17 protein-coding genes and 1 pseudogene are annotated in these 18,181 nt (G+C 63.6%); 10 read left to right on the forward strand and 8 right to left on the reverse strand.

Annotated elements, in window-relative coordinates:
• The first annotated feature begins 98 nt into the window (after window positions 1-98).
• Window positions 99-1,484 (forward strand): HEPN domain-containing protein, encoded by a 1,386-nt coding sequence (locus tag B3Z70_RS13075; RefSeq protein ID WP_292022166.1) that lies wholly within the window; start codon window positions 99-101, stop codon window positions 1,482-1,484.
• Window positions 1,485-1,855: 371 nt separating this feature from the next.
• On the opposite strand, the gene B3Z70_RS13080 is transcribed toward B3Z70_RS13075, so the two are convergent.
• The 3 genes from B3Z70_RS13080 to B3Z70_RS13090 form a co-directional block, all read right to left on the reverse strand.
• The gene (locus B3Z70_RS13080) at window positions 1,856-2,662 is read right to left on the reverse strand and encodes an AraC family transcriptional regulator (protein WP_292022169.1); all 807 of its coding nucleotides are present in this window, start codon (window positions 2,660-2,662) and stop codon (window positions 1,856-1,858) included.
• 714 nt (window positions 2,663-3,376) lie between these two features.
• Window positions 3,377-3,571 carry an integrase gene (locus B3Z70_RS13085; protein ID WP_292022170.1) on the reverse strand — a complete coding sequence of 65 codons (195 nt, stop codon included), beginning with the start codon at window positions 3,569-3,571 and terminating at the stop codon, window positions 3,377-3,379.
• Window positions 3,572-3,858: 287 nt separating this feature from the next.
• Window positions 3,859-5,244: an SLC13 family permease gene (locus tag B3Z70_RS13090; protein ID WP_292022172.1), complete on the reverse strand. Its 1,386-nt coding sequence runs from the start codon at window positions 5,242-5,244 to the stop codon at window positions 3,859-3,861.
• 90 nt (window positions 5,245-5,334) lie between these two features.
• Between B3Z70_RS13090 and B3Z70_RS13095 the strand changes: the two genes are divergently transcribed.
• Window positions 5,335-6,183 (forward strand): hypothetical protein, encoded by an 849-nt coding sequence (locus tag B3Z70_RS13095; protein WP_292045739.1) that lies wholly within the window; start codon window positions 5,335-5,337, stop codon window positions 6,181-6,183.
• Between the two features lie 75 nt (window positions 6,184-6,258).
• Here the strand turns inward: B3Z70_RS13095 and B3Z70_RS13100 are convergent, their stop codons facing one another.
• Window positions 6,259-7,158 carry a LysR family transcriptional regulator gene (locus B3Z70_RS13100; protein WP_292022412.1) on the reverse strand — a complete coding sequence of 300 codons (900 nt, stop codon included), beginning with the start codon at window positions 7,156-7,158 and terminating at the stop codon, window positions 6,259-6,261.
• A 96-nt stretch (window positions 7,159-7,254) separates the two neighbouring features.
• On the opposite strand from B3Z70_RS13100, the gene B3Z70_RS13105 reads away from it, so the two are divergent.
• Entirely contained in the window at window positions 7,255-8,289 is a 1,035-nt protein-coding gene (locus B3Z70_RS13105; RefSeq protein WP_292022414.1) for an aldo/keto reductase, read from the forward strand.
• Between the two features lie 7 nt (window positions 8,290-8,296).
• The gene (locus B3Z70_RS13110) at window positions 8,297-9,469 is read left to right on the forward strand and encodes an MFS transporter (protein WP_292022417.1); all 1,173 of its coding nucleotides are present in this window, start codon (window positions 8,297-8,299) and stop codon (window positions 9,467-9,469) included.
• On the opposite strand, the gene B3Z70_RS13115 is transcribed toward B3Z70_RS13110, so the two are convergent.
• Complete coding sequence (locus tag B3Z70_RS13115; RefSeq protein ID WP_292022419.1) at window positions 9,460-9,696, reverse strand: hypothetical protein; 237 nt, start codon at window positions 9,694-9,696, stop codon at window positions 9,460-9,462. The two genes, B3Z70_RS13110 and B3Z70_RS13115, sit on opposite strands and share 10 nt — an antisense overlap.
• 30 nt (window positions 9,697-9,726) lie before the next feature.
• On the opposite strand from B3Z70_RS13115, the gene B3Z70_RS13120 reads away from it, so the two are divergent.
• A complete protein-coding gene (locus tag B3Z70_RS13120) occupies window positions 9,727-11,181 on the forward strand; it encodes a S41 family peptidase (protein ID WP_292022421.1) in 1,455 nt (484 codons plus the stop codon).
• 156 nt (window positions 11,182-11,337) lie between these two features.
• Entirely contained in the window at window positions 11,338-12,234 is an 897-nt protein-coding gene (gene bla, locus B3Z70_RS13125) for a subclass B3 metallo-beta-lactamase (protein WP_292022424.1), read from the forward strand.
• Between the two features lie 348 nt (window positions 12,235-12,582).
• Here bla and B3Z70_RS13130 read toward each other — a convergent pair whose 3' ends face one another.
• The 3 genes and pseudogenes from B3Z70_RS13130 to B3Z70_RS13135 all read right to left on the reverse strand — a co-directional run.
• Window positions 12,583-13,911: a type II toxin-antitoxin system HipA family toxin gene (locus tag B3Z70_RS13130; RefSeq protein ID WP_292022426.1), complete on the reverse strand. Its 1,329-nt coding sequence runs from the start codon at window positions 13,909-13,911 to the stop codon at window positions 12,583-12,585.
• Entirely contained in the window at window positions 13,911-14,162 is a 252-nt protein-coding gene (locus B3Z70_RS17260) for a helix-turn-helix domain-containing protein (RefSeq protein ID WP_409514376.1), read from the reverse strand. The genes B3Z70_RS13130 and B3Z70_RS17260 overlap by 1 nt, the downstream gene beginning before the upstream one ends.
• 250 nt (window positions 14,163-14,412) lie before the next feature.
• Window positions 14,413-14,565 (reverse strand): annotated as a pseudogene (locus B3Z70_RS13135) (hypothetical protein); the annotation flags it as partial.
• 321 nt (window positions 14,566-14,886) lie between these two features.
• Here B3Z70_RS13135 and B3Z70_RS13140 point away from each other — a divergent pair.
• The 4 genes from B3Z70_RS13140 to B3Z70_RS13155 all read left to right on the forward strand — a co-directional run bounded on the left by B3Z70_RS13140 (window position 14,887) and on the right by B3Z70_RS13155 (window position 18,003).
• Window positions 14,887-15,213, forward strand: coding sequence for a hypothetical protein (locus tag B3Z70_RS13140; RefSeq protein WP_292022428.1), 327 nt, complete (start codon window positions 14,887-14,889; stop codon window positions 15,211-15,213).
• Between the two features lie 109 nt (window positions 15,214-15,322).
• Window positions 15,323-15,715 (forward strand): hypothetical protein, encoded by a 393-nt coding sequence (locus B3Z70_RS13145; RefSeq protein WP_292022431.1) that lies wholly within the window; start codon window positions 15,323-15,325, stop codon window positions 15,713-15,715.
• A 302-nt stretch (window positions 15,716-16,017) separates the two neighbouring features.
• Window positions 16,018-16,866, forward strand: coding sequence for an alpha/beta hydrolase family protein (locus B3Z70_RS13150; protein ID WP_292022433.1), 849 nt, complete (start codon window positions 16,018-16,020; stop codon window positions 16,864-16,866).
• A gap of 666 nt (window positions 16,867-17,532) precedes the next feature.
• Complete coding sequence (locus B3Z70_RS13155) at window positions 17,533-18,003, forward strand: hypothetical protein (protein WP_292022434.1); 471 nt, start codon at window positions 17,533-17,535, stop codon at window positions 18,001-18,003.
• Window positions 18,004-18,181: the final 178 nt, after the last annotated feature.

The raw sequence follows: 18,181 nt of genomic DNA on the forward strand, positions 1-18,181 counted from the left end.
GCAGTTTGGGATTGACGTGGCGGATCCCCGCGTGGCGAAGAATCTAATCAATTCCATGCATCCGAAAGAGGACTGACGACCTCCGGAAAGGCTCCTTCATGTCCCTGTCCGCCAGGCGCACCGAACGCACCTTCAACTTCGTGATGACCGAATTGGTTCGTCATTCGAAGATGTCGTGGGGCGAGATGAAGGGCTTGGGCCTGGCCCATTTTCTCAGCCCCCAACTGCTTGACGCCGATGGAACGAAATGGACCATAGGCGAGGCCGCCGCGCGGGAGCTCAAGGAGCTAACCGAGCTGGCGCTCGATGACTCGCCTTTCCGCCGCCGTGTTGACCCGCGCGAGGCCTATCAGGCGGTTCTCAAAGGGTATGCCTCTGAATATCTGCGTCCTGGCAGGGGCAAGACGCGGGCGGCGGAGGATCGCGCCAACCTCAGTGCCTGGATCGCAACGGCTGGCGAAAACTGTGAGCCGCTTACCCACTTCATACCTTGCAACATCGGCCTCAAGGGTGCCGGAACGGTCCAGATTGGCCCTGTGCGCATTGGGGCCAGGGCCGAAATAGCGCCGCGTTTCACCGATGCTTTGGCAGCGTCACGCGCGGAAGAATCCCGGCGACGTCCCGACAGCGATTTGCTTCTCGCGGACATGTGCGAGGAGTACCTGAACGCCTTCTCCGACATCGCTGAGGTCAGGGTTCCGGCGTGCGATCCAACCACGTCTCGCCAGGCCGCCGAGGAGGCTGTGCAGGCCGCGGTCCACACCGTCCATCTGATCGCCGGCGTCTATGACACCCAAGCGATGCGCGCCGGCGGACCCGCTCGCCCCTCAATCAAGACGGCGAACGTCGCCCTGCGCGCTGACGGCACAGCTGACCTTCACTTTACCAAGAGCTGGGAGGGCGCGAGCATCCATTCCAGCTTCTGGACCATGCTCAAAGAACCGGATCGAGCTGCGATGCTCGACGCAGTGGGCGTCGCTATTTCGACAGTGCTCAACCGAACGAATGCCGAATTTGTCGCGGTTCGCTATCTCGATGCGGTGGCATGGTATGCCGACGCCGCAACCGAAGCGGCCACGCCCGCCGCCATCGTCAAATACCTGACCGCCATGGAACGGCTTCTCTGGACTGGCGAAACCGGGTCAGGGGTCACGCGCCGACTTTCCGATCGGACGGCGGCTCTGTGCTTCTCGACCGAGACCTGGAACTTTCGGGAGCTCTCGGATGAGGTCCGACGGGCCTATGATCTGCGTTCCGGCATCGTGCACGGCAGCTTGTCAGCCTCTGACCCAGAGATCCTGAAAAGCCACCGCCTTTGCAAGAAGGTCGCGCGTGACCTGCTGATCACCTGGCTTTCCCGGTATGGCGAGGGCTTCGCGACGCCGACGACCATCGAAAAGGCCAAGGCCCACTTCGACGGCTTCGTGGCCGAGGTCAAAGCGGAAACAGCCAAGCGTCGGAAGGAGATGTCTTCCGAATCTTGATCTCGCCACAGGTCTACTTGCTCGTAAGCGGAGCAGGAGTTGATTGAAGCGCGGCCGGCGGCCTCGCGACCGATAAGCGACCTGAAATCGTGAGGCCCCACCATCCGGCAGTTGACCCAGCCAACAGCCGCGATCAGTCAGGTCCGGACGCAGCGGAGTTAGGTTATGGCGCGCGCCTGAGAGCGGACGCTTCGGAGGTCGGCAATGAGTCATGAGCGGTCATCGGCCACCAGGCCGGAACGCCACACTCGGTGCGGCAGTCAACGCCGCCTTCCATCACAGCCCTAAGAACGGATGCGCACCACCAGAACCCTGGCCACATCAGCCTTCAACTCTCGATTGCCAATGAAGATCAAGCTCCGGCCTGCCCATCAGCTGGAATGCCGTTCAGCCATGTATCGCCGCGGAGATGTGCCGAGCGTCTTACGAAACATCGTCACGAAACTGGGTGTGCTCTCGTAGCCGAGATCGGCCGAGACCTGCTGAATTGAGGCGCCATCAGCCAACCCTCTCACAGCCAAGACGATGCCCAACTGCTGGCGCCATCGTCCGAAGCTCATTCCCGTCTCCCGCATGATTAGGCGCACGAGGGTGCGCTCGCTCAGACCCACCCGGCTCGCCCAGCCCGCAAGCGTGCCGCGATCCGAGGGGGCGGCCATCATCAAATCGACCATGGCGCGCAGTCGCGCGTCCGTCGGCATCGGCAGGTGCAGATCCTCGACCTTGGCGGCCGCGATCTCGTCCAGCAACACCGCGATCAGTCGCGAGTTTTCTCCGCCCTCCTCGTAGAGCAACGGCAGGTGAGCGGCGCGGACGAGGAGCTCGCGGAGCAAGGGCGTCACGGCGACGGTGCAGCAGGACCGGAACAGCGGCGCGGCGACGTCCGGGGAGACAAAGGCGCTGTAGCCCTCCAGCGCGCCGCTGGCCTTGATCGCGTGGAGCGCACTGCCGGGCACCCAAATGGCGCTGCGGGGCGGGACGATCCAAAGGCCGCCCTCGACCTCGACGCTGAGCGCGCCGCGCTGCACGAGCATCAACTGCCCCTTGAGGTGGCGATGCATGTTCACTTCGAACGCGCCGATCTTCTCCGATGCGACGCCGTAGGTCACCACCGGTCGCGCCACCTCGTCCGGCTCGACCCATTCCGAGGCAGGGGACGTGTCGGTCAGAACGGGCATGTGCGGGCCTCCCGATCAACTGGCGCAAATGAATAAGATTCAGGCATGTCTTCGTAATGACGCCAAGGCGTCCTCCCGATACCTCTTCGGTATGGATCAGTCGAGGCCGTTCCGGCGTCGTTTTGGAAAAGGGAATCCTGTGAGTGCTTCGAGCCGCGGCCGCGCCGCCGAGCCCCCGACCGTCGACATGGAGATGCAAAAGCAGGTCCGTCGAGCGGGGTTTGTCGCGTCGAAGCAGCGTCCGGAAGGACGGCTCAGCAGCATGCTGCGTCGCGTATTCATGCGGCGCGCGATCGTCACGACGTGCGAACAGGCCGCCGACCGCTTTCACCTCATTACCCTGGAGAGCCCGGATTTCCGGGACGTCGAATGGACGCCGGGCGACAAGCTTCAGATCGCGCTCGGATCGGCCTTCGTCGCGAGGCGGGTCGTCGCCCATTCTCGCCCAATGCACTGTGGCGCAGACCTGCTGGAGATATGCTTGTGCACTGCGCCGTCAGTGGCGAGGCCGCGAGTTAAACCGTCTTGGCGACCTCGAGCGAGCAGCTATTCCTTTGGTTGCGGCGCCCTGGATTCCTGTGGGTGATTGATTGTCTGGGCCTAAACCCCAAGCCCCGAAATCCGACCTGAACGACCCTAGTCGAGTGGTGCCCGCTTTCCACCTTTCCGAGACAATGGGGCGCTTCGCTTTTCGGCAGGCAGCCCCAACGCGGCTCAAAGGTCGATCTGCTCCGAGATTTCCAGCGCGTCGCCTTCCTCGATACCGAGATACCTGACGGTGCTCTCGAGCTTTCCAAGGCCGAGCAGTAGCTGGAAGGCTCGAAGATTGCCGGCCTTCTTGCAGATTAACGCCACCTTTGTCCGTCGAAGGCTATGTGTGCCATCTGTGCTCGGGTTTAGGTCGATCATCCTCACCCATGCATCGACGAGCCGAGCATTTTGCCGCGTACCTTTGTGCTCGCCATCTCGGCTAAGGCTGGGGAACACCCAGTCGTCACGCCGTCGCCCCTCGACGTTCGAGCCATTGCACCAACGCTTCCCGCGCCGCCTCGGTGATCTCGAACGGCACGGGGCGGCCGGTCTTTTGTTGGATGATTGTCGAGCGCTGACGAATGATCCCGCCTTGCGCGATATCCGCCAGCAGCAGTTTTCAAATCCAATACCGACAACCCAGCGAAGCCCCCATCCGGGCTCTTTCAAAACGGGAAGAAGATCGGGATCACCGCCATGCCGGTGGCCCAGGTGATCAGATTCAGCGGCAGGCCGACCTTCACGAAGTCCATGTAGCTGTAGTTGCCCATCTGGAAGACCAGCACATTGGTCTGATAGCTGAACGGCGTGGCGAAGGCGGCCGAGGCGGCCATCATCACCGCGACCAGAAACGGCCGCGCATCCACGCCCAAGGCTACGGCGATGGCCACGGCGATCGGCGAGAACAGCACCGCCACCGTCGCATTGGACAGGATGTCGGTGGCGAACAGCGTCACGCCATAGAAGATGAACAGGGCCACCCACGGGCCATAGGGACGGATCACGTCGATCAGGGCGTCGGCGCCCGCCTGAGCCAGGCCTGTCACCTCGAGCGACGAGCCGATGACCACCATGCCCGCGATCAGAAGCAGGATTTCGGGCCTCAGGCCGGCGTAGGCCTCCTCCGCGGTAATGATGCGCATCAGGATCAGAGCCACGGCGCCAGCGAAGGCCGAGGCTGCGATGGGCGCCAGGCCGAAGGCCGCGACAGCCACGACTGAAACAAACACCACCAGCGACGCCAGGGCGCGCTTAAGCTCCAGCGGACGCTCGGCGCCCTTTTCGTAAAGGTCCACGTCGCCCAGCACGGCGTCGCCCGACCCGCTGGGCGTGGCGCGTTGCTCTCCGAGCTTCGGCAGGGCGAACGGCCAGAAGCGGCGTCTCGGGCCGCCGCCTTGCGCCTCGCGCTTTGCCGCCATCTCGGCCTCCTCGCGCGCGGCGGTCTTATCGAGCATCCGCGCGCCGAAGAAGTACAGGTAAGCCCCGCCGACCACGGCGATGGACAGCCCTACGCCGGTGATCTCGAACAGTCCAAAGCTGGGCTGGCCCGCATTGCGCGCCATGTCGTTGACCAGCAGATTGGTCGAGGTGCCGATCAGGGTCAGCAGGCCGCCCATGATGACGGCGTAGCTCAGCGGCATCAGGAACCGCTTCGGAGACAGGCCCAGAGACAAGGCCATGTCCCGGATCACCGGCGCGGCCAGCACCACGACCGGCGTATTGTTCAGGAACCCGCCGACCGAGCCGCACAGGCCGATCACCATCCAGATGGCGTGGCGACCGAACACCTTGGTCAGCCCCTTGGCCTGGCGGATCAGGAACGCCAGCAGGCCCGAAAGCTCCATCGCATAGGCGATGACGAACAGGCCCGCCAAGGCGATGACGGCCGGACTGGCGAAGGCGCCCTGCAACTCGACCGGCCGCACAACGCCCAGGATGAGAAGGACGGCCGCGCCGGCAAGGGCCACCACATCGGGCCGCAGCTTACCGTGGATCATCGCCGCCACGACGCAGACAAGGACGACGAGGGCGGCGATCTGGTCGAAACTCATCCCGGCTGAACCCTTTCCACCCGCCGCGCGCTTATGGTCAAGGTCGGCGGCCAAGTTGCATCAGCGACCCACAACGGGTGAAGGTTCCGGATGATCTCGACCAGACATGCACTGTGGCTTCTGATCCTGGCCGCGCCCGGCCTCGCCCAGTGCGACCGCAAACGGCCCGAACCCGCGCCGGAGGCGCCCGCCGCCTCGCCGCCGCCGCAGACCGTCGCCTTGGACCGTGCGGGGATGATCGCCGCCCTCGCCCGCGCCGCCTCGACCTACGCGGCGGGCGACGCCCCGCAGGAGGCGCTGATCGGTCGACGCTTTGTCGTGCGCCTGCCATTCGGATGTCAGGGCGCGGCGGAGACGCCGGATCGCCCTGGCGTCGCCTCATGGTCACGCACGACAGACGGCAAAGACATCGAACTGCGGCTCGACACGGCCGACTGGTTGGCCACGCCCCCCGTGGACGGAGCCGATCTGGCCGCAGCCTGGGCCAACGCCGACGGGGTATGGATCACGCGACCTTGGCTGTCTCTGGACACCTGTCCGCCGCCACCGCCCGCCCATGCTTCCGGTCCCTTGACAGTATCCGACGATGAGACGCCGTCCGAACCGCCTCCTCTGATTGCGCCGTCTGCGTCTGAGGAGACAGCCGGGCTAGCGCTTTACGCGCCCGTCGACGGTTCGCGTATCGGCCGGCGCGAGGGCCAGCCCTATGTCCACCTGATCCGGGGCGAGGTCGATCAGCCAGTCCAGCCGCCGACGCGCGGGTGGCGTGTGCTCATCGAAGGCCGGATCGGCGCCTTCCCGGACGGTCGGTCGTTCCGCTGTCGGGCTCCAACCCGAGATGCGCGGCCGACCTGCGTCGCCGCTGTGCAGGTCGACAAGCTGGCCTTCGAGGATGGATCGACCGGCCGGCAGTTAGCGGAATGGCGGCCGGGCGGCTGACATCGCAGCGGCGATCACGCGCGTGTTCAATGCGCCACCTCCACTCATCGTTCGAGTGCCAGGAATCGGACATTGTCAGCGAAGATTGCTGACGAGAAAATCGACGAAAACCCGCACTCGAGCCGGCATGTTCGGCCCGCCGACAAAGACGGCGTGGATCTGTTCCACATCGCCCGGATTGAAGGCCTCGAGCACGGGGAGCAGACGGCCGGCGGCCAGATCGTCAGCGACGCTGAATCTGCCGACGCGCGTGATGCCCACGCCCGCGACCGCCAACTGGCCCAGGGTTTCGCCGTTGTTGGCCTCGATGTTTCCATTGACCGTCAGGGCGTAGTCGCGGCCGTCCTTGCTGAACGGCCAGACCGGTTCGGCGCGGCGGAAGTTGAAATTCAGACAGTTGTGGTCGTGCAGGTCCTCAGGGATCTGCGGCGTCCCGCGCCGAGCCAGATACTCCGGCGAGGCCACGATGGTCCGGCCGGTCTGGCCGATCCGACGCGCGGTCAGGGGGCTGTCGGCCAGGACGCCGAACCGGATGGCCACGTCCGCCTCCCCGCTTGGGATGTCGGCGATGGCGTCGGTCAGATTGATGTCGACCAGAATGTGTGGATACAAGTCCGCGAACGCTCCGAGCAGGGGCACGACGCACAGGCGTCCGTGCGACAAGGCCGCGCTGACTCGCAGCCGCCCCCGCGGCGCGCCCTGATCGGCGATCTGGCGCTCGGCGTCATCGAGGTCGGCCAGGATGCGTCGCGCCGCCCCCAGATAGACCTGCCCCTCGGCCGTCAGGGTCAGCACCCGCGTCGTACGCAGCATCAGCCGAACGCCCAGCCGCGCCTCGATCCGGTCGAGGGTGCGGCTGACCGCCGAGGGGGTCAGGCCCAGCGCCCGCCCCGCCGCCGAAAAGCTGCCGCCCGCGACAGCGGCGGCGAAGACTTCCAGCTCGCGAGCCCGGTCCGTGACGCCAATCGTCTTCATCTTTGCGTCCAGATCAAAGGTGCTTGGTGCAAACCACCCCTAACGCCGCGCCTCAGGCCTGTCCATCTGTGCGTCCGACAACAAACGGGAGCACCCATGGATTATCGCCAACTCGGATCGTCGGGGCTTCGGGTCCCGGTCCTCAGCCTCGGCACGGGCACCTTCGGCGGGACTGGGCCCCTGTTCGGCGCTTGGGGCACGAGCGACGCCGTCGAGGCGCGCCGCCTGATCGACATCTGTCTGGAGGCCGGGGTCAACCTGTTCGACACGGCCGACGTCTATTCGGACGGCGCCTCGGAACGGGTGCTGGGCGAGGCTATCAGGGGCCGCCGCAATCAGGTCCTGATCTCGACCAAGACCGGCCTGCCGATTGGAGAAGGCCCCGGCGACTGGGGCGTGTCGCGCAGCCGGCTGATCGGCGCGGTCGAGGGCGCGTTGAAGCGGCTCGAGACCGACTATATCGACCTCCTGCAACTCCACGCCTTCGACGCCTCGACGCCGATCGAGGAACTCCTGGCGACGCTGGAAACCCTCGTCGCCTCAGGCAAGGTTCGGCACACGGGCGTCTCCAACTATCCGGGCTGGGCGCTGATGAAGGCGCAAGCGGCCGCCGACCGCCACGGCCGCCCGCGCTTCGTCGCCCACCAGGTCTATTATTCACTGATCGGCCGCGACTATGAGGCCGACCTGATGCCGCTGGCCGTCGATCAGGGCGTCGGCGCCCTGGTCTGGAGCCCGCTCGGCTGGGGTCGCCTGACCGGCAAGCTGCGCCGCGACGCGCCGATCCCTAAAGGCAGCCGCCTGCACGAGACCGCCGCCTTCGCCCCGCCGGTGGAGGACGAGCATCTGTACCGCGTGGTCGATGCCCTCGACGCCGTCGCGGCCGAGACGGGCAGGACGGTTCCGCAGATCGCCATCAACTGGCTGCTGCAGCGGCCGACGGTGTCGTCGGTCATCATCGGCGCCCGCAACGAGGACCAGCTGCGCCAGAACCTCGGCGCCGTCGGCTGGAGTCTGACCCGCGACCAGATCGCGGCGCTGGACGCCGCCAGCGCGATTACGCCGCCCTATCCGCACACCCCCTATGCACGCCAGGCCGGCTTCGCCCGCCTGAACCCGCCGCTCGTCTGAGAGACCGATGAAACCGAACCTCCCCATCCTCGCGCTCGCCGTGGGCGCCTTCGGCATCGGCGTGACCGAGTTTGCACCCATGGGCATGCTGCCCGTCATTGCCGGCGATCTCGGCGTCTCCATCCCCGTCGCGGGCCTTCTGATCAGCGCCTATGCGTTCGGCGTCGTGCTGGGCGCGCCCCTGATGACCCTGACTACCGGCCGGGTCCCGAGACGAAGTCTGCTGATCGGGCTGATGGCCATCTTCACCCTTGGTAATCTGCTGGCGGCAGTCTCGACCAGCTACGGCATGCTGCTGGCGGCGCGGCTGATCACCTCCCTGAACCACGGCGCCTTCTTCGGCGTCGGCGCCATCGTGGCGGCGGGTCTGGCGCCGAAGAACAAACAGGCGAGCGCGGTCGCGGCCATGTTCATGGGCCTCACCATCGCCAACGTCGTCGGCGTGCCGCTCGCGACCTGGGCCGGGGACCAGATCGGCTGGCGGGTATCCTTCTGGGGCATCACAGGGCTGGGCGTGCTGGCCATGGTCGCCCTGCGCCTGACCCTGCCGAAGGTCGCGGCGCCGAGCGGCGGCAATGCCTTGGCCGAACTGAAGGTGCTGGGTCGCGGTCCGGTGCTAGCGGCCCTGGCCCTGACCGTGATCGGCGCCAGCGCCATGTTCACCGTCTTCACGTACATCGCTCCGATCCTGCAGACCGAGACCCACGCCTCGATCAGCTTCGTCACGGTCATGCTGGTGATCTATGGCGTCGGGCTGACGGTCGGTAACTGGCTGGGCGGCAAGTTCGCGGACAGGTCGGTGGACCGGACCCTGATCGTGACGCTAGGATCGCTGGCCGCGCTTCTGGTCGGCTTCGCTTTCGCCATGCCTTTCGCAGAGGTCAGCGCGGTGCTGATCTTCCTGTGGGGCGTGGCCAGTTTCGCCCTTGTGCCGCCGCTACAGATGCGGGTGATGGCGGCGGCGTCGGATGCGCCCAACCTCGCCTCAGCCGCCAACATCGGCGCCTTCAACCTGGGCAACGCCATCGGCGCGGCCTTGGGCGGCGGAGTGATCGGCGCGGGGCTGGGTTTCCCGGCCGTGGGCCTTGCGGGCGCCGGGGCGTCAGCGGCAGGTCTTGTCTTTCTTCTGATTATTATCCGCAGGTCGTCGACAGGCCCGGAATTGCATAGTCACACCTGATTGCTGTCTTTCTGGAATGTTGCGGCAGGGGCGCCTTCTGCTGCTACACTTTCGCCAAAAGCGGCCGCTCTCAATGTCCCTGATGAATCAAGAGCGGACTCTGGCTTCAAGCCGGGGAGCGGACATTGGCCGTTCGGAATGCCCTTGCCGAAGCCTGCGATCTTACGTCGTCGTACTTTAACGCACTTACAAAAGATTAACTCGCCCGCGGAGCGGTCGTCTTTCATCTACGTCACGTTTGAGTTGGGGAAGATGAGATGTCGAGCAAGCTCGTTGCGCTAGCCACTGCGTTGGCTTTGATGAATGCGCCTTCGCAGGCTGCAGAGAGCGACAGTTCCGGTCTCTGGCGTCGGATGGCTGAGGTGGATAGCGCAGCCGCGCTACGGCTGATCACTGAAAACCATCCTGGAGCGCGGCCAGAGCTGGGTGACGCGTCTTTCCAGCAAAGATTGGCCACCGCCGCGCATCACGTAGAGCAGCGGTTGCCCGAAGTCCGTGGTTTCGACGGCTACAGCGCAGTGATGGCCGGTCTGGCAGCCGATTTCGCCGACGGTCACATATGGTCTCGACCAAGGGTGCAGAAACAGACCCTGCAGTGGACGGGAGTGCTGCTTAAGCGCGAAGGGCAGGTTTGGCGGGTCGGTTCTGTATTGCCCGAAGCGCGACTGCCGGACATCCAGAATGCTCGGTTGGTCGAATGCGACGGCGTGGATGCCGAACACTGGGCAGACGCCCGCATTCGGCTATTCGTGGCCGGCGAGCCGAACGAAGCCCAACGCGCGGAGGCGGCGGGACGTCTGTTGACCGACGACGGCAATCCCTTCTTGAAACGGCCAGAACAGTGCACGTTCGAAACGGCAGTCGGCGCGCGCGAAAACATCACCTTCCGCTGGGGCCAAGGGCCGACTGGCTTTGTGAAAGAGCGGATCGAAGCGCTCCAAGGCCGAGCAGAAGACGGCTACTCCCTGACCCAATGGCGCAATGGTTATTGGATCCGGTTGAGTGGGCTGGACGACGATGCAGAAGCCGTCGTCGCATCCGTTCACCAGGCTGAGACGCAGCTGGGCAACGCCACCAACGTGATCCTGGATCTGCGAGGCAACGGCGGAGGTGATTCCCGATATGGCGACGCCATCGCCACCACCCTATTCGGCGCAGATCGCGTAAGGGAAGTCGCCACCCAAGGGTCAGACTGCGTCGGTGCTTTCTGGCGAGCGTCGGGTGAGAATATCGCCGCCTTGAAGTCGTTTCGTGATGCACGGGCTCGCACCGATGCGAAGGCCTCTGCGGCTCTCGGCGAGGTCCTTGAAGGGATGGAACAGTCGCTTGCCAACGGCGAGCCGTTCTGGCCGAAGCTGCCAGTCTGCGCTGTCGATCAGGCGCTGCCGAAAGTAGAGGCGCGCCTACCGTCGGACGTCAAAGTGGTCGTCATCACTGATCGTCATTGCTTCAGCTCATGCTTGGTGACCGTCGACCTGTTCCGCAAACTCGGCGCCTTGCATGTCGGCGAGTCTACGGATGCATCAAGTCGGTACATGGAAGTCCGTACAATCCTCCTGCCATCCGGCCTGCGCGACTTCTCGACCCTGCAGAAGGTCGCCGTCGGCCTTCCCGACTTCGGCCCCTACACACCAGACATCCCTTATCCCGGCGACATGGCCGACGATGAAGGGATAAAGGCATGGCTGCAGGATCAGTTGGCTAGGCGATGAACTCGGCCTCGACCGTCGCCTTGAGCCAGTGCTTTGGGGGCCGTCTCATCGGACGACTGCACGCGCGACCAAGGAGGGCGGCTCACAGCCACGCTTAGGCCACGCTTCCATTGCAGACAGGAGTTACTTTGGCCCCTTCCGACCCTTCGTGATGAAATGAAGTCTGTGTGTACGGCGATTACCATCTTCGTTGCGATCGCGGCCGCTACTGTCGCGCAGGCACACGACGCCCGTGATCCCCTGACCAAACCCATCCCCCCTGCCAGCGAGAACTGGATGCAGCCGCAAGCGCCGTTGAGGCTGTTTGGTCCCGTCTATTATGTGGGTTCGGCGGGCCTCAGCGTGGTGCTGATCGACACCGGCGAAGGTCTGGTGCTGATTGACGCCGCCCTTCCCCAGAACGTCGAGACCATCAAGGCCAATGTCAGGGCGCAAGGATTCCGCATTGAGGATATACGCTATATCCTCAATACAGAGGCCCATTTCGATCATGCTGGCGGTCTGGCCGCATTGGCCCGAGACACTGGCGCCGTCGTCTTAACAAGCCCGAATGCCGCTCAGGCCCTGTTGCGCGGTCAGGTCAATGCCGATGATCCTCAAGCCACGGACATCTATGGCTTTGCGCCGGTCACACGCCTTCGCACCATAGCCGATGGCGAAGTCATCACCTTGGGCAGCATGGGTTTCACGGCTGTCTTCACCCCCGGTCACACCCTGGGCAGCACAAGCTGGACGTGGCGAGCCTGTGAGGGCGGGTCCTGCAAGAACTTTGTCTTCGCGTCCAGCCTGAATGCTTATGCCACTGTGCCCTATACCTATTCAGGCCACCCCGAAGTCGTTGCACGCTTGCGCGCCTCTATCGAAAAAGTCCGCACTTTGGATTGCGACGTACTGATACCCGCCCATCCCGATAACGCCGACCTGCCGCAGAAGCTGGCGGCGCTGAAGGCTGGCGACAGTGGCCCCCTCTACGCCGCTGGCGCTTGCGGCCTGTATGCAGACCGCGCCACGGCCCGTTTGGACGCACGATTGGCACGCGAAACTGCGCGCTGAGATCAGTCACGAAGCGCGAAATTCTCGCACGAAGTCATGCTTGGGAAGGCGACCCCCGATATTAAGCCGCCGCCCCGAAATCTCTTATAAGTTGCTGGCGCCAACGGTCATCTAAACAATGCCCGCTACCCACCTCCCAGCGGCGGTTCTCTCAGTCTACTTTCAACTCTGGTTCCGGGCCTGACGCCAATGTCGGACTCCGACCCGATGCGGACGTTCCTGACGCTCGATCGTTGGCGCTGAAGTATTCGTCGAGTATGGGCGAAACGCCGCCGCCCGCTCAGGCCAGCCGCACGGGGCCTTTCGAGGGCGCGCCCTGGGGCCGCCACCGACAGGAACCGCGCCGGGTCAGAGCACGTCGTAGGCGGTGTCCAGCATCTTCAGCCGCCTCGGCAGGATCACCTTGATGGCATCGTGGGCCTCAGCGTGGAAGTCGCCCGGCATCTCCGACAGCGCGCGAGCCGGCGCGGTTTCCGCAGCCTCGTGAATCTCGTCCATGACCTTCCGCATCAGAGTCGGGCCGAGCCCCGCCGCCTTGCCGCTCTGGACGAAATGCCGGCCGAGGACGTCGTCTATCCGGTAATGCGGCGAGGCCCCTGCCGACATCGCCAATCGGTAGCGCTTGTGGGGGATCCGCTTTGCGTCGAATGCCGGTTGGGCGGTCAATACGTCATAGAAGGGCGTCAGTTCGAAGCGACCGCCCGGCTTGAGGAAAACACTGAAGTTCTTGGCGTGTCCGTCCGTGGCCCCGATCAGCCAGAACAGGATCTGGCTGCGGAAGAAATCCATGCGATCCCGGGCGGGATCATCCGCCTCCTGAAGAAGACCGAGGATAGCTTGCGCGCCGGGCCCGCCGTGTTCCTGATACTTCCGTGTCGAGGGCGTGGACAGGGCCTGACACATGTCCTCCTGGGGCAGGCGCAGCAGCCGCCCATCCGCTCGCCACGCCCTGTCGAACCGCTTCACCACCAAGACCCGCTTTTTCCCGAAGGTCGCGATTTCCGTATTCGCCGTCCGTAGACCGAAGGCGCGCATCAGGGCCAGACTGTAGTGTTCGTTGTCCACGCTGTGGCTCATGTCCACCTCGCCCGATGCGGTGGGTATTCGGCCCAGCTGCGGCTTGAGGATGTGGGTGGTCGGCGTGGCGCCCAGCGGCCGCTTCCAGCGCCCTTCATGAAACAACAGGGCCGTCTTTTCCTGCGCGCCGGCGATGGAGATGCGGAAACCCTCTTCCGGATCGAGGCCCAGCGGCGCTCGCGCGAGGGTGTCGAGCAGCGTCTCGATCTTCGCGTCGCTGATGTCCTCCGCCGAGATTGCGCCGGAGGTATCGACATCAAGACCATCGGGCAGGAACTGCATCGCTCCGATGCAGTCCCGGCCGATCTCCTCCAGCAGGCTGTAGGAATCCGTACCTTTTGCCCCAGTCTTTTCGGCCACCTGTTTTCGGACCGTCGGATTGTCCGGCAGCAGATTGTCGAACACCGCGTTGACCGCCGCGCCTCTCCAGGCGGCGCGTTGCAGAGGCAGGGAGAGGGAGATCGGGAATCTGTCGGACCAATCGAGCCATGACGGCTCGTACTGGAACGACACGGCGCCGTCGGCCGCCTTCTCGAGACGACCGACCGTCAGACCGTTGATCAGGATGTGAAGCGGCGCATGCGCGCGGCGCCGTCCCATCAGAAGATGTCCGCGATATCGGCTGGAGAGCGTCGCGTCCGGGGCGTCAGGGTTATATCTAGGTCGAGCGCGGCCATCAGGTTACAGATGGCCGCGATGCGCGAGCCGGACGCCCCGCTCTCGATCTTAGAAACCATCTCCTGTCGAAGTCCGGCTAGGTCGGCCAGCTGTGTCTGGCTGAGACCGCGAGCCTTCCGGTGATGTCGTATCAAGACGCCCAGTTGGCGGGGTGAGCGTGCGAACCCATCCATATCGCTCTCCTATGCGAGATTTGGCATCGTATATTATTATGCGATTTACAACATAATATATTTTTATGCGTTTTTTGTCATAAGAATCATCTATGCGGAATAGCGCATAGCGGTCATGCTCCAAGCCGCTTCGGAAGTTGACCTGTTCCAGGCTCGACCACTGAAGATACCGGCTAACGGTGGAGCTATATTCCGAAGTTGGGGGAAGATGTCCGGCTATCCACCCGTTGAGGGCGAATGTCGGCTCCGCTCAGAGAACCCGGCCGTTGCGTGAGAGATCGATCTGCTCGGAGAGCTCAGAGGCGTCGCCAACTCCGATGCCAAGGCAGCGGACGGTGCGCTCCAACTTGCGGTGACCGAAAAGAAGCTGGCAGATGCGTAGGTCACCAGTCTTCTTATAGACCGTCCCAGACGGACGGTCGATCCACTGTCGGGCCTCAATTCGAGGTGCGCGGCCGACCTGCGTCGCCGCTGTACAGGTCGACAAGCTGGCCTTCGAAGATGGATCGACCGGCCGGCAGTTAGCGGAATGGCGGCCCGGCGGCTGACATCGCAGCGGGGGGCACGCGCGTGTTCACTGCGCCAACAGCGGTCATCCACGGAGTGCCGGAAAGAAGACATTCAGTGTGCGCTCGAATGTCAGCTTTCTGACCGCTCGCCCAAGACCATTTCCGACCCATCTCGGACATTGGCATGAGTGCTTTGCCGTGGAATGTTCGAAGCCATGCTTGAACTCGACAATAGCCGCTGGTCTGAACTCACTCACGCTTACGGCGCGGCATCGGACATTCCCGATCTTCTCCACGCATTGGCGAAACGGCCAGAGCAGCAAGGCGCAAACGACGAGCCGTGGTTTACGCTTTGGTCGAGCCTTTGCCATCAAGGCGACGTCTACACTGCATCATACGCAGCGATCCCGCACATCGTGGAAATCGCGCTATCGCAAGCGAACCCGATTGATTTCGGCTTCTTGCTCCTGCCGGCGTCGGTTGAAGTGGCTCGGACAAATGGTCGAGGGCCAGAGGTGCCGGACTTTCTCCTTGCTGCCTAACACCTGCGGGGCAAGTGACGCTGTTATGCGCGCGCGCGCAATCTCAGAGAACGTTGCGGCCGCCTTCCCGGTGTGCGGACACTTCCCAATCGAGAGATATGGAAGAGGCTTGGGGCGTGTCCGCGCATGTCTGAGCGTCGATGGTGACGATCCGTTCTCGGCAGCCGAAGTAATGAATATCTTGCAGCCAAGTGTGGGTGGCGACACGAGGGTGATCTATGAGCCAGAACATCAGTCCGCAGGCGTTGCCCTATTAGGCGTCAACGGTCAGCGCCTTGTCGGGCGAACTGCCGTGTTGCAGGCGCTCAAAGACGGAGCGCTTGGAGAACGATATCTGCGTGTCTTGCGAGCTAATGGCGACAGAGGTGGCGTCACTGTTGAGACCGAGCTTCGAAGGGTTCGCGATTTCAACAATCCTGATCCACTGCCGCTCATCGTCCGATGGACCAAGGAGACAGATGGAGTTTGGCGTATTAGCGATTGGTCGGTCGAGCAGCGATGATCCGCCAAAGTCAGCTTCCCAACCCAAGCCGCAGTCCGGCGGGTCCGCTTTTGGCTGTGGTGCCGACGTCCGCTTTCCGCGCTGGAGTCGATGTCGTGGTCCGACCCAAAGCGGACCTTCGGCCGTACGCTGGGGAGCATAATCAAACCGCGATAGCTGCCGGCAAAAGGAGACGGGATCGCGAAGCCCGGCGCGCGGATGAAATCGATGTCATGACACAAGCTTAAGCTTAAAGTCTTCGTCGGGTGTGCAACATGGGGCGGCGGGTCGGCGCTGAGGTCAACCCTTTTTGAAAGCGCCCAATGAAGTTTCTCGCCCTCACCCTCGCTGCCGTGGCCTTCTTGTCGCCCGCCGCGGCCAATGCACAGACCTCGGTGCGCGAAATCTCCATCCCCTCGGGATCCGAGACGCTCTCGGCACGCGTTCTCGACGGCGTCGGCGATGGCTCTCGGCCCGTGATCGTCCTCTTCACAGGATTTCCTTCAGGGCCCAATATACCCCGCGTCGCCAATGAGCTTCAGGCGAGCGGCTACACCGTGGTCGTGCCGCAGTACCGTGGAACAGGCTCATCGGCCGGCACGATCAGCGTCGATGGGTCGCGAGCCGACGGAGCGGCTGTTGTCTCCTGGTTAAAGGCCGGAACTCTGGCGAACACGGATCCGGCTAAAATCGGCCTGCTCGGCGTGAGCTACGGGGGGTGGGTTGCCTTGCAGGCTGCCGCCTCCGATCAGAGCGTCCGGTGCGTCGCCGCACTCGTGCCAGCGGACATGGGCGTTATCGCAGCCCGCTGGTCAACAGATGCTGATTACCGGTCCGCGTGGAAAACGGATCTCGAAAGCTTCGCTTCGGACGCGACCTTGGCTCGATTTGGTCCGGCTGGTGTTGATGGTTTCATGTCGAGCGCGGCCGCCTCGGCAGACAGCAATCGATTGACCACACGAGCGCGCGACCTAGCCAACCGCCCAGTCTTCATAGCTGGCGGTCGCCAAGATCCTGCCGCCCCGTTCCAGGACCATTATGTCCCGATCGTGAACGCCCTTCGTTCAGCGGGAGCCCCGTTCGCGGCTTTGGAATTCGAAGGCGGTCATAACCCCTCGAATGCGCAGGCGGCAGCTCGAAGCTTCATCGAACGAAACTGCTTCCAGGACTGACGAATCTCGTTTTTGGGCCAGAAGCACGGCATCTGCACCGCCGGCTTCTGGCTCTCTGTTGGTTCCCTTCGCAGACCGGCAGCGTCTGCTAACCACCCCTAGCTGAAGCGCGGATCGTCCGCTTCCGGCGCGGAGGCCGGCGTCCGCTTTTGGTGGTGGAACGAACGACTGAAATCGACCCATAGCGGACACTCGCAAACTCTGTCAGTCTTCCATTACTGGACAAGGGGGCCTTGGCTCGATGGAAAGAACAGAGCGGGTTAACCCCACACCGGCTTCCGCGACAGGCCAAGATGAGCTTCCTTCATGGATAGCTAGAGAGGATGCTAGGGCTCGAAGCGACAACCGCTCCGATCAGGCCCAAGGGTATAATTACCTTTGGAACGCAATCTTCTACTTAGCGGGTCCTGCGCTGATTGCTTTGGGGGCGCTGCTCTGGCGACTGGTCCAGTAGCGTCCGCTTTCCACCCATCGCGGGCATTCCGGACGTCCGCTCACCGATCTCAGGTCACAAAAGCCAGCGAGGATCCATGTTCGAGCTGGCGGTCGATTTCGCAGCGAGCGGCGCATCAGACCTTAGTCGAACGGCTTACTTCGCAAGCTGGCGTTACAGCTTGATTCATTGATCAGGCGCAAACCCTGGCGACCTGACTTTCGAGCCTTTCCATGTCTGACGCTGATCTTCCCGAAGCCGCTTTCCTTCGCCCCATCATGCAGCTCATGGCCGACCGATTGGGCGGCGCCGTCATCCTCCACGACGCCCCGAGCGGCAAAATCCTGATCGTGGCGGGGACCGTCCCCGGTGTGGCGGTGATGGATCCGATAGGGGCTCGCCCCGAAGACTATGCCGACCGGTTTCAGGTCTTCACCCAAGACGGCGCCGTCGCCAGAACCGAAGATCTTCCTGTGGTTCGATCGATGATCTCAGGCGAGGCCATCACTGACGAGGTCTGGCTGTTGAGCGGTGTCACCGGTCCTGTTCCCGTGTTCGTCGATTCCTATCCGCTAAAGGATGAGGCGGGACACGTCGTCGGCGTGATCGCCACCGCGACCGACCCGAAACTTTGGGGTTCGCGGGCGGAACGGCTGAAGCACACCATGGCTCTGCGAGATGGGTTCGTACGCCGTCGCGCCTAGCGGCAAGCTGAATCCCTGTAGCCGCTAAAGATGCCCAAATCCCGAAATCATGCATCCCCGACAGGAGAACTCGGCTGACGAGAACGTCCCCGCAGGATGGACGCGCCAGCTCTGCGGCCCGTCTCAACAGGAACGCCGGACGGCCCGCCCGAGGAGAGTTGTCGCACAACGTGCTGCG

This window comes from Brevundimonas sp. UBA6550, from assembly GCF_002434505.1.
Lineage (GTDB): Bacteria > Pseudomonadota > Alphaproteobacteria > Caulobacterales > Caulobacteraceae > Brevundimonas.

What these genes read in the sequence shown, in the direction of transcription:
- B3Z70_RS13090 (WP_292022172.1), bottom strand. Translation starts at nt 5,244, where the DNA reads ATGAGTTTCGACCAGATCGCCGCCCTCGTCGTCCTTGTCTGCGTCGTG.
- B3Z70_RS13150 (WP_292022433.1), top strand. Translation starts at nt 16,018, where the DNA reads ATGAAGTTTCTCGCCCTCACCCTCGCTGCCGTGGCCTTCTTGTCGCCC.
- B3Z70_RS13085 (WP_292022170.1), bottom strand. Translation starts at nt 3,571, where the DNA reads ATGATCGACCTAAACCCGAGCACAGATGGCACACATAGCCTTCGACGG.
- B3Z70_RS13130 (WP_292022426.1), bottom strand. Translation starts at nt 13,911, where the DNA reads ATGGGACGGCGCCGCGCGCATGCGCCGCTTCACATCCTGATCAACGGT.
- B3Z70_RS13100 (WP_292022412.1), bottom strand. Translation starts at nt 7,158, where the DNA reads ATGAAGACGATTGGCGTCACGGACCGGGCTCGCGAGCTGGAAGTCTTC.
- B3Z70_RS13080 (WP_292022169.1), bottom strand. Translation starts at nt 2,662, where the DNA reads ATGCCCGTTCTGACCGACACGTCCCCTGCCTCGGAATGGGTCGAGCCG.
- B3Z70_RS13115 (WP_292022419.1), bottom strand. Translation starts at nt 9,696, where the DNA reads ATGAAAGACGACCGCTCCGCGGGCGAGTTAATCTTTTGTAAGTGCGTT.
- B3Z70_RS13155 (WP_292022434.1), top strand. Translation starts at nt 17,533, where the DNA reads ATGTCTGACGCTGATCTTCCCGAAGCCGCTTTCCTTCGCCCCATCATG.
- B3Z70_RS13140 (WP_292022428.1), top strand. Translation starts at nt 14,887, where the DNA reads ATGCTTGAACTCGACAATAGCCGCTGGTCTGAACTCACTCACGCTTAC.
- B3Z70_RS13105 (WP_292022414.1), top strand. Translation starts at nt 7,255, where the DNA reads ATGGATTATCGCCAACTCGGATCGTCGGGGCTTCGGGTCCCGGTCCTC.
- B3Z70_RS13095 (WP_292045739.1), top strand. Translation starts at nt 5,335, where the DNA reads ATGATCTCGACCAGACATGCACTGTGGCTTCTGATCCTGGCCGCGCCC.
- bla (WP_292022424.1), top strand. Translation starts at nt 11,338, where the DNA reads ATGAAGTCTGTGTGTACGGCGATTACCATCTTCGTTGCGATCGCGGCC.
- B3Z70_RS13075 (WP_292022166.1), top strand. Translation starts at nt 99, where the DNA reads ATGTCCCTGTCCGCCAGGCGCACCGAACGCACCTTCAACTTCGTGATG.
- B3Z70_RS13120 (WP_292022421.1), top strand. Translation starts at nt 9,727, where the DNA reads ATGTCGAGCAAGCTCGTTGCGCTAGCCACTGCGTTGGCTTTGATGAAT.
- B3Z70_RS17260 (WP_409514376.1), bottom strand. Translation starts at nt 14,162, where the DNA reads ATGGATGGGTTCGCACGCTCACCCCGCCAACTGGGCGTCTTGATACGA.
- B3Z70_RS13110 (WP_292022417.1), top strand. Translation starts at nt 8,297, where the DNA reads ATGAAACCGAACCTCCCCATCCTCGCGCTCGCCGTGGGCGCCTTCGGC.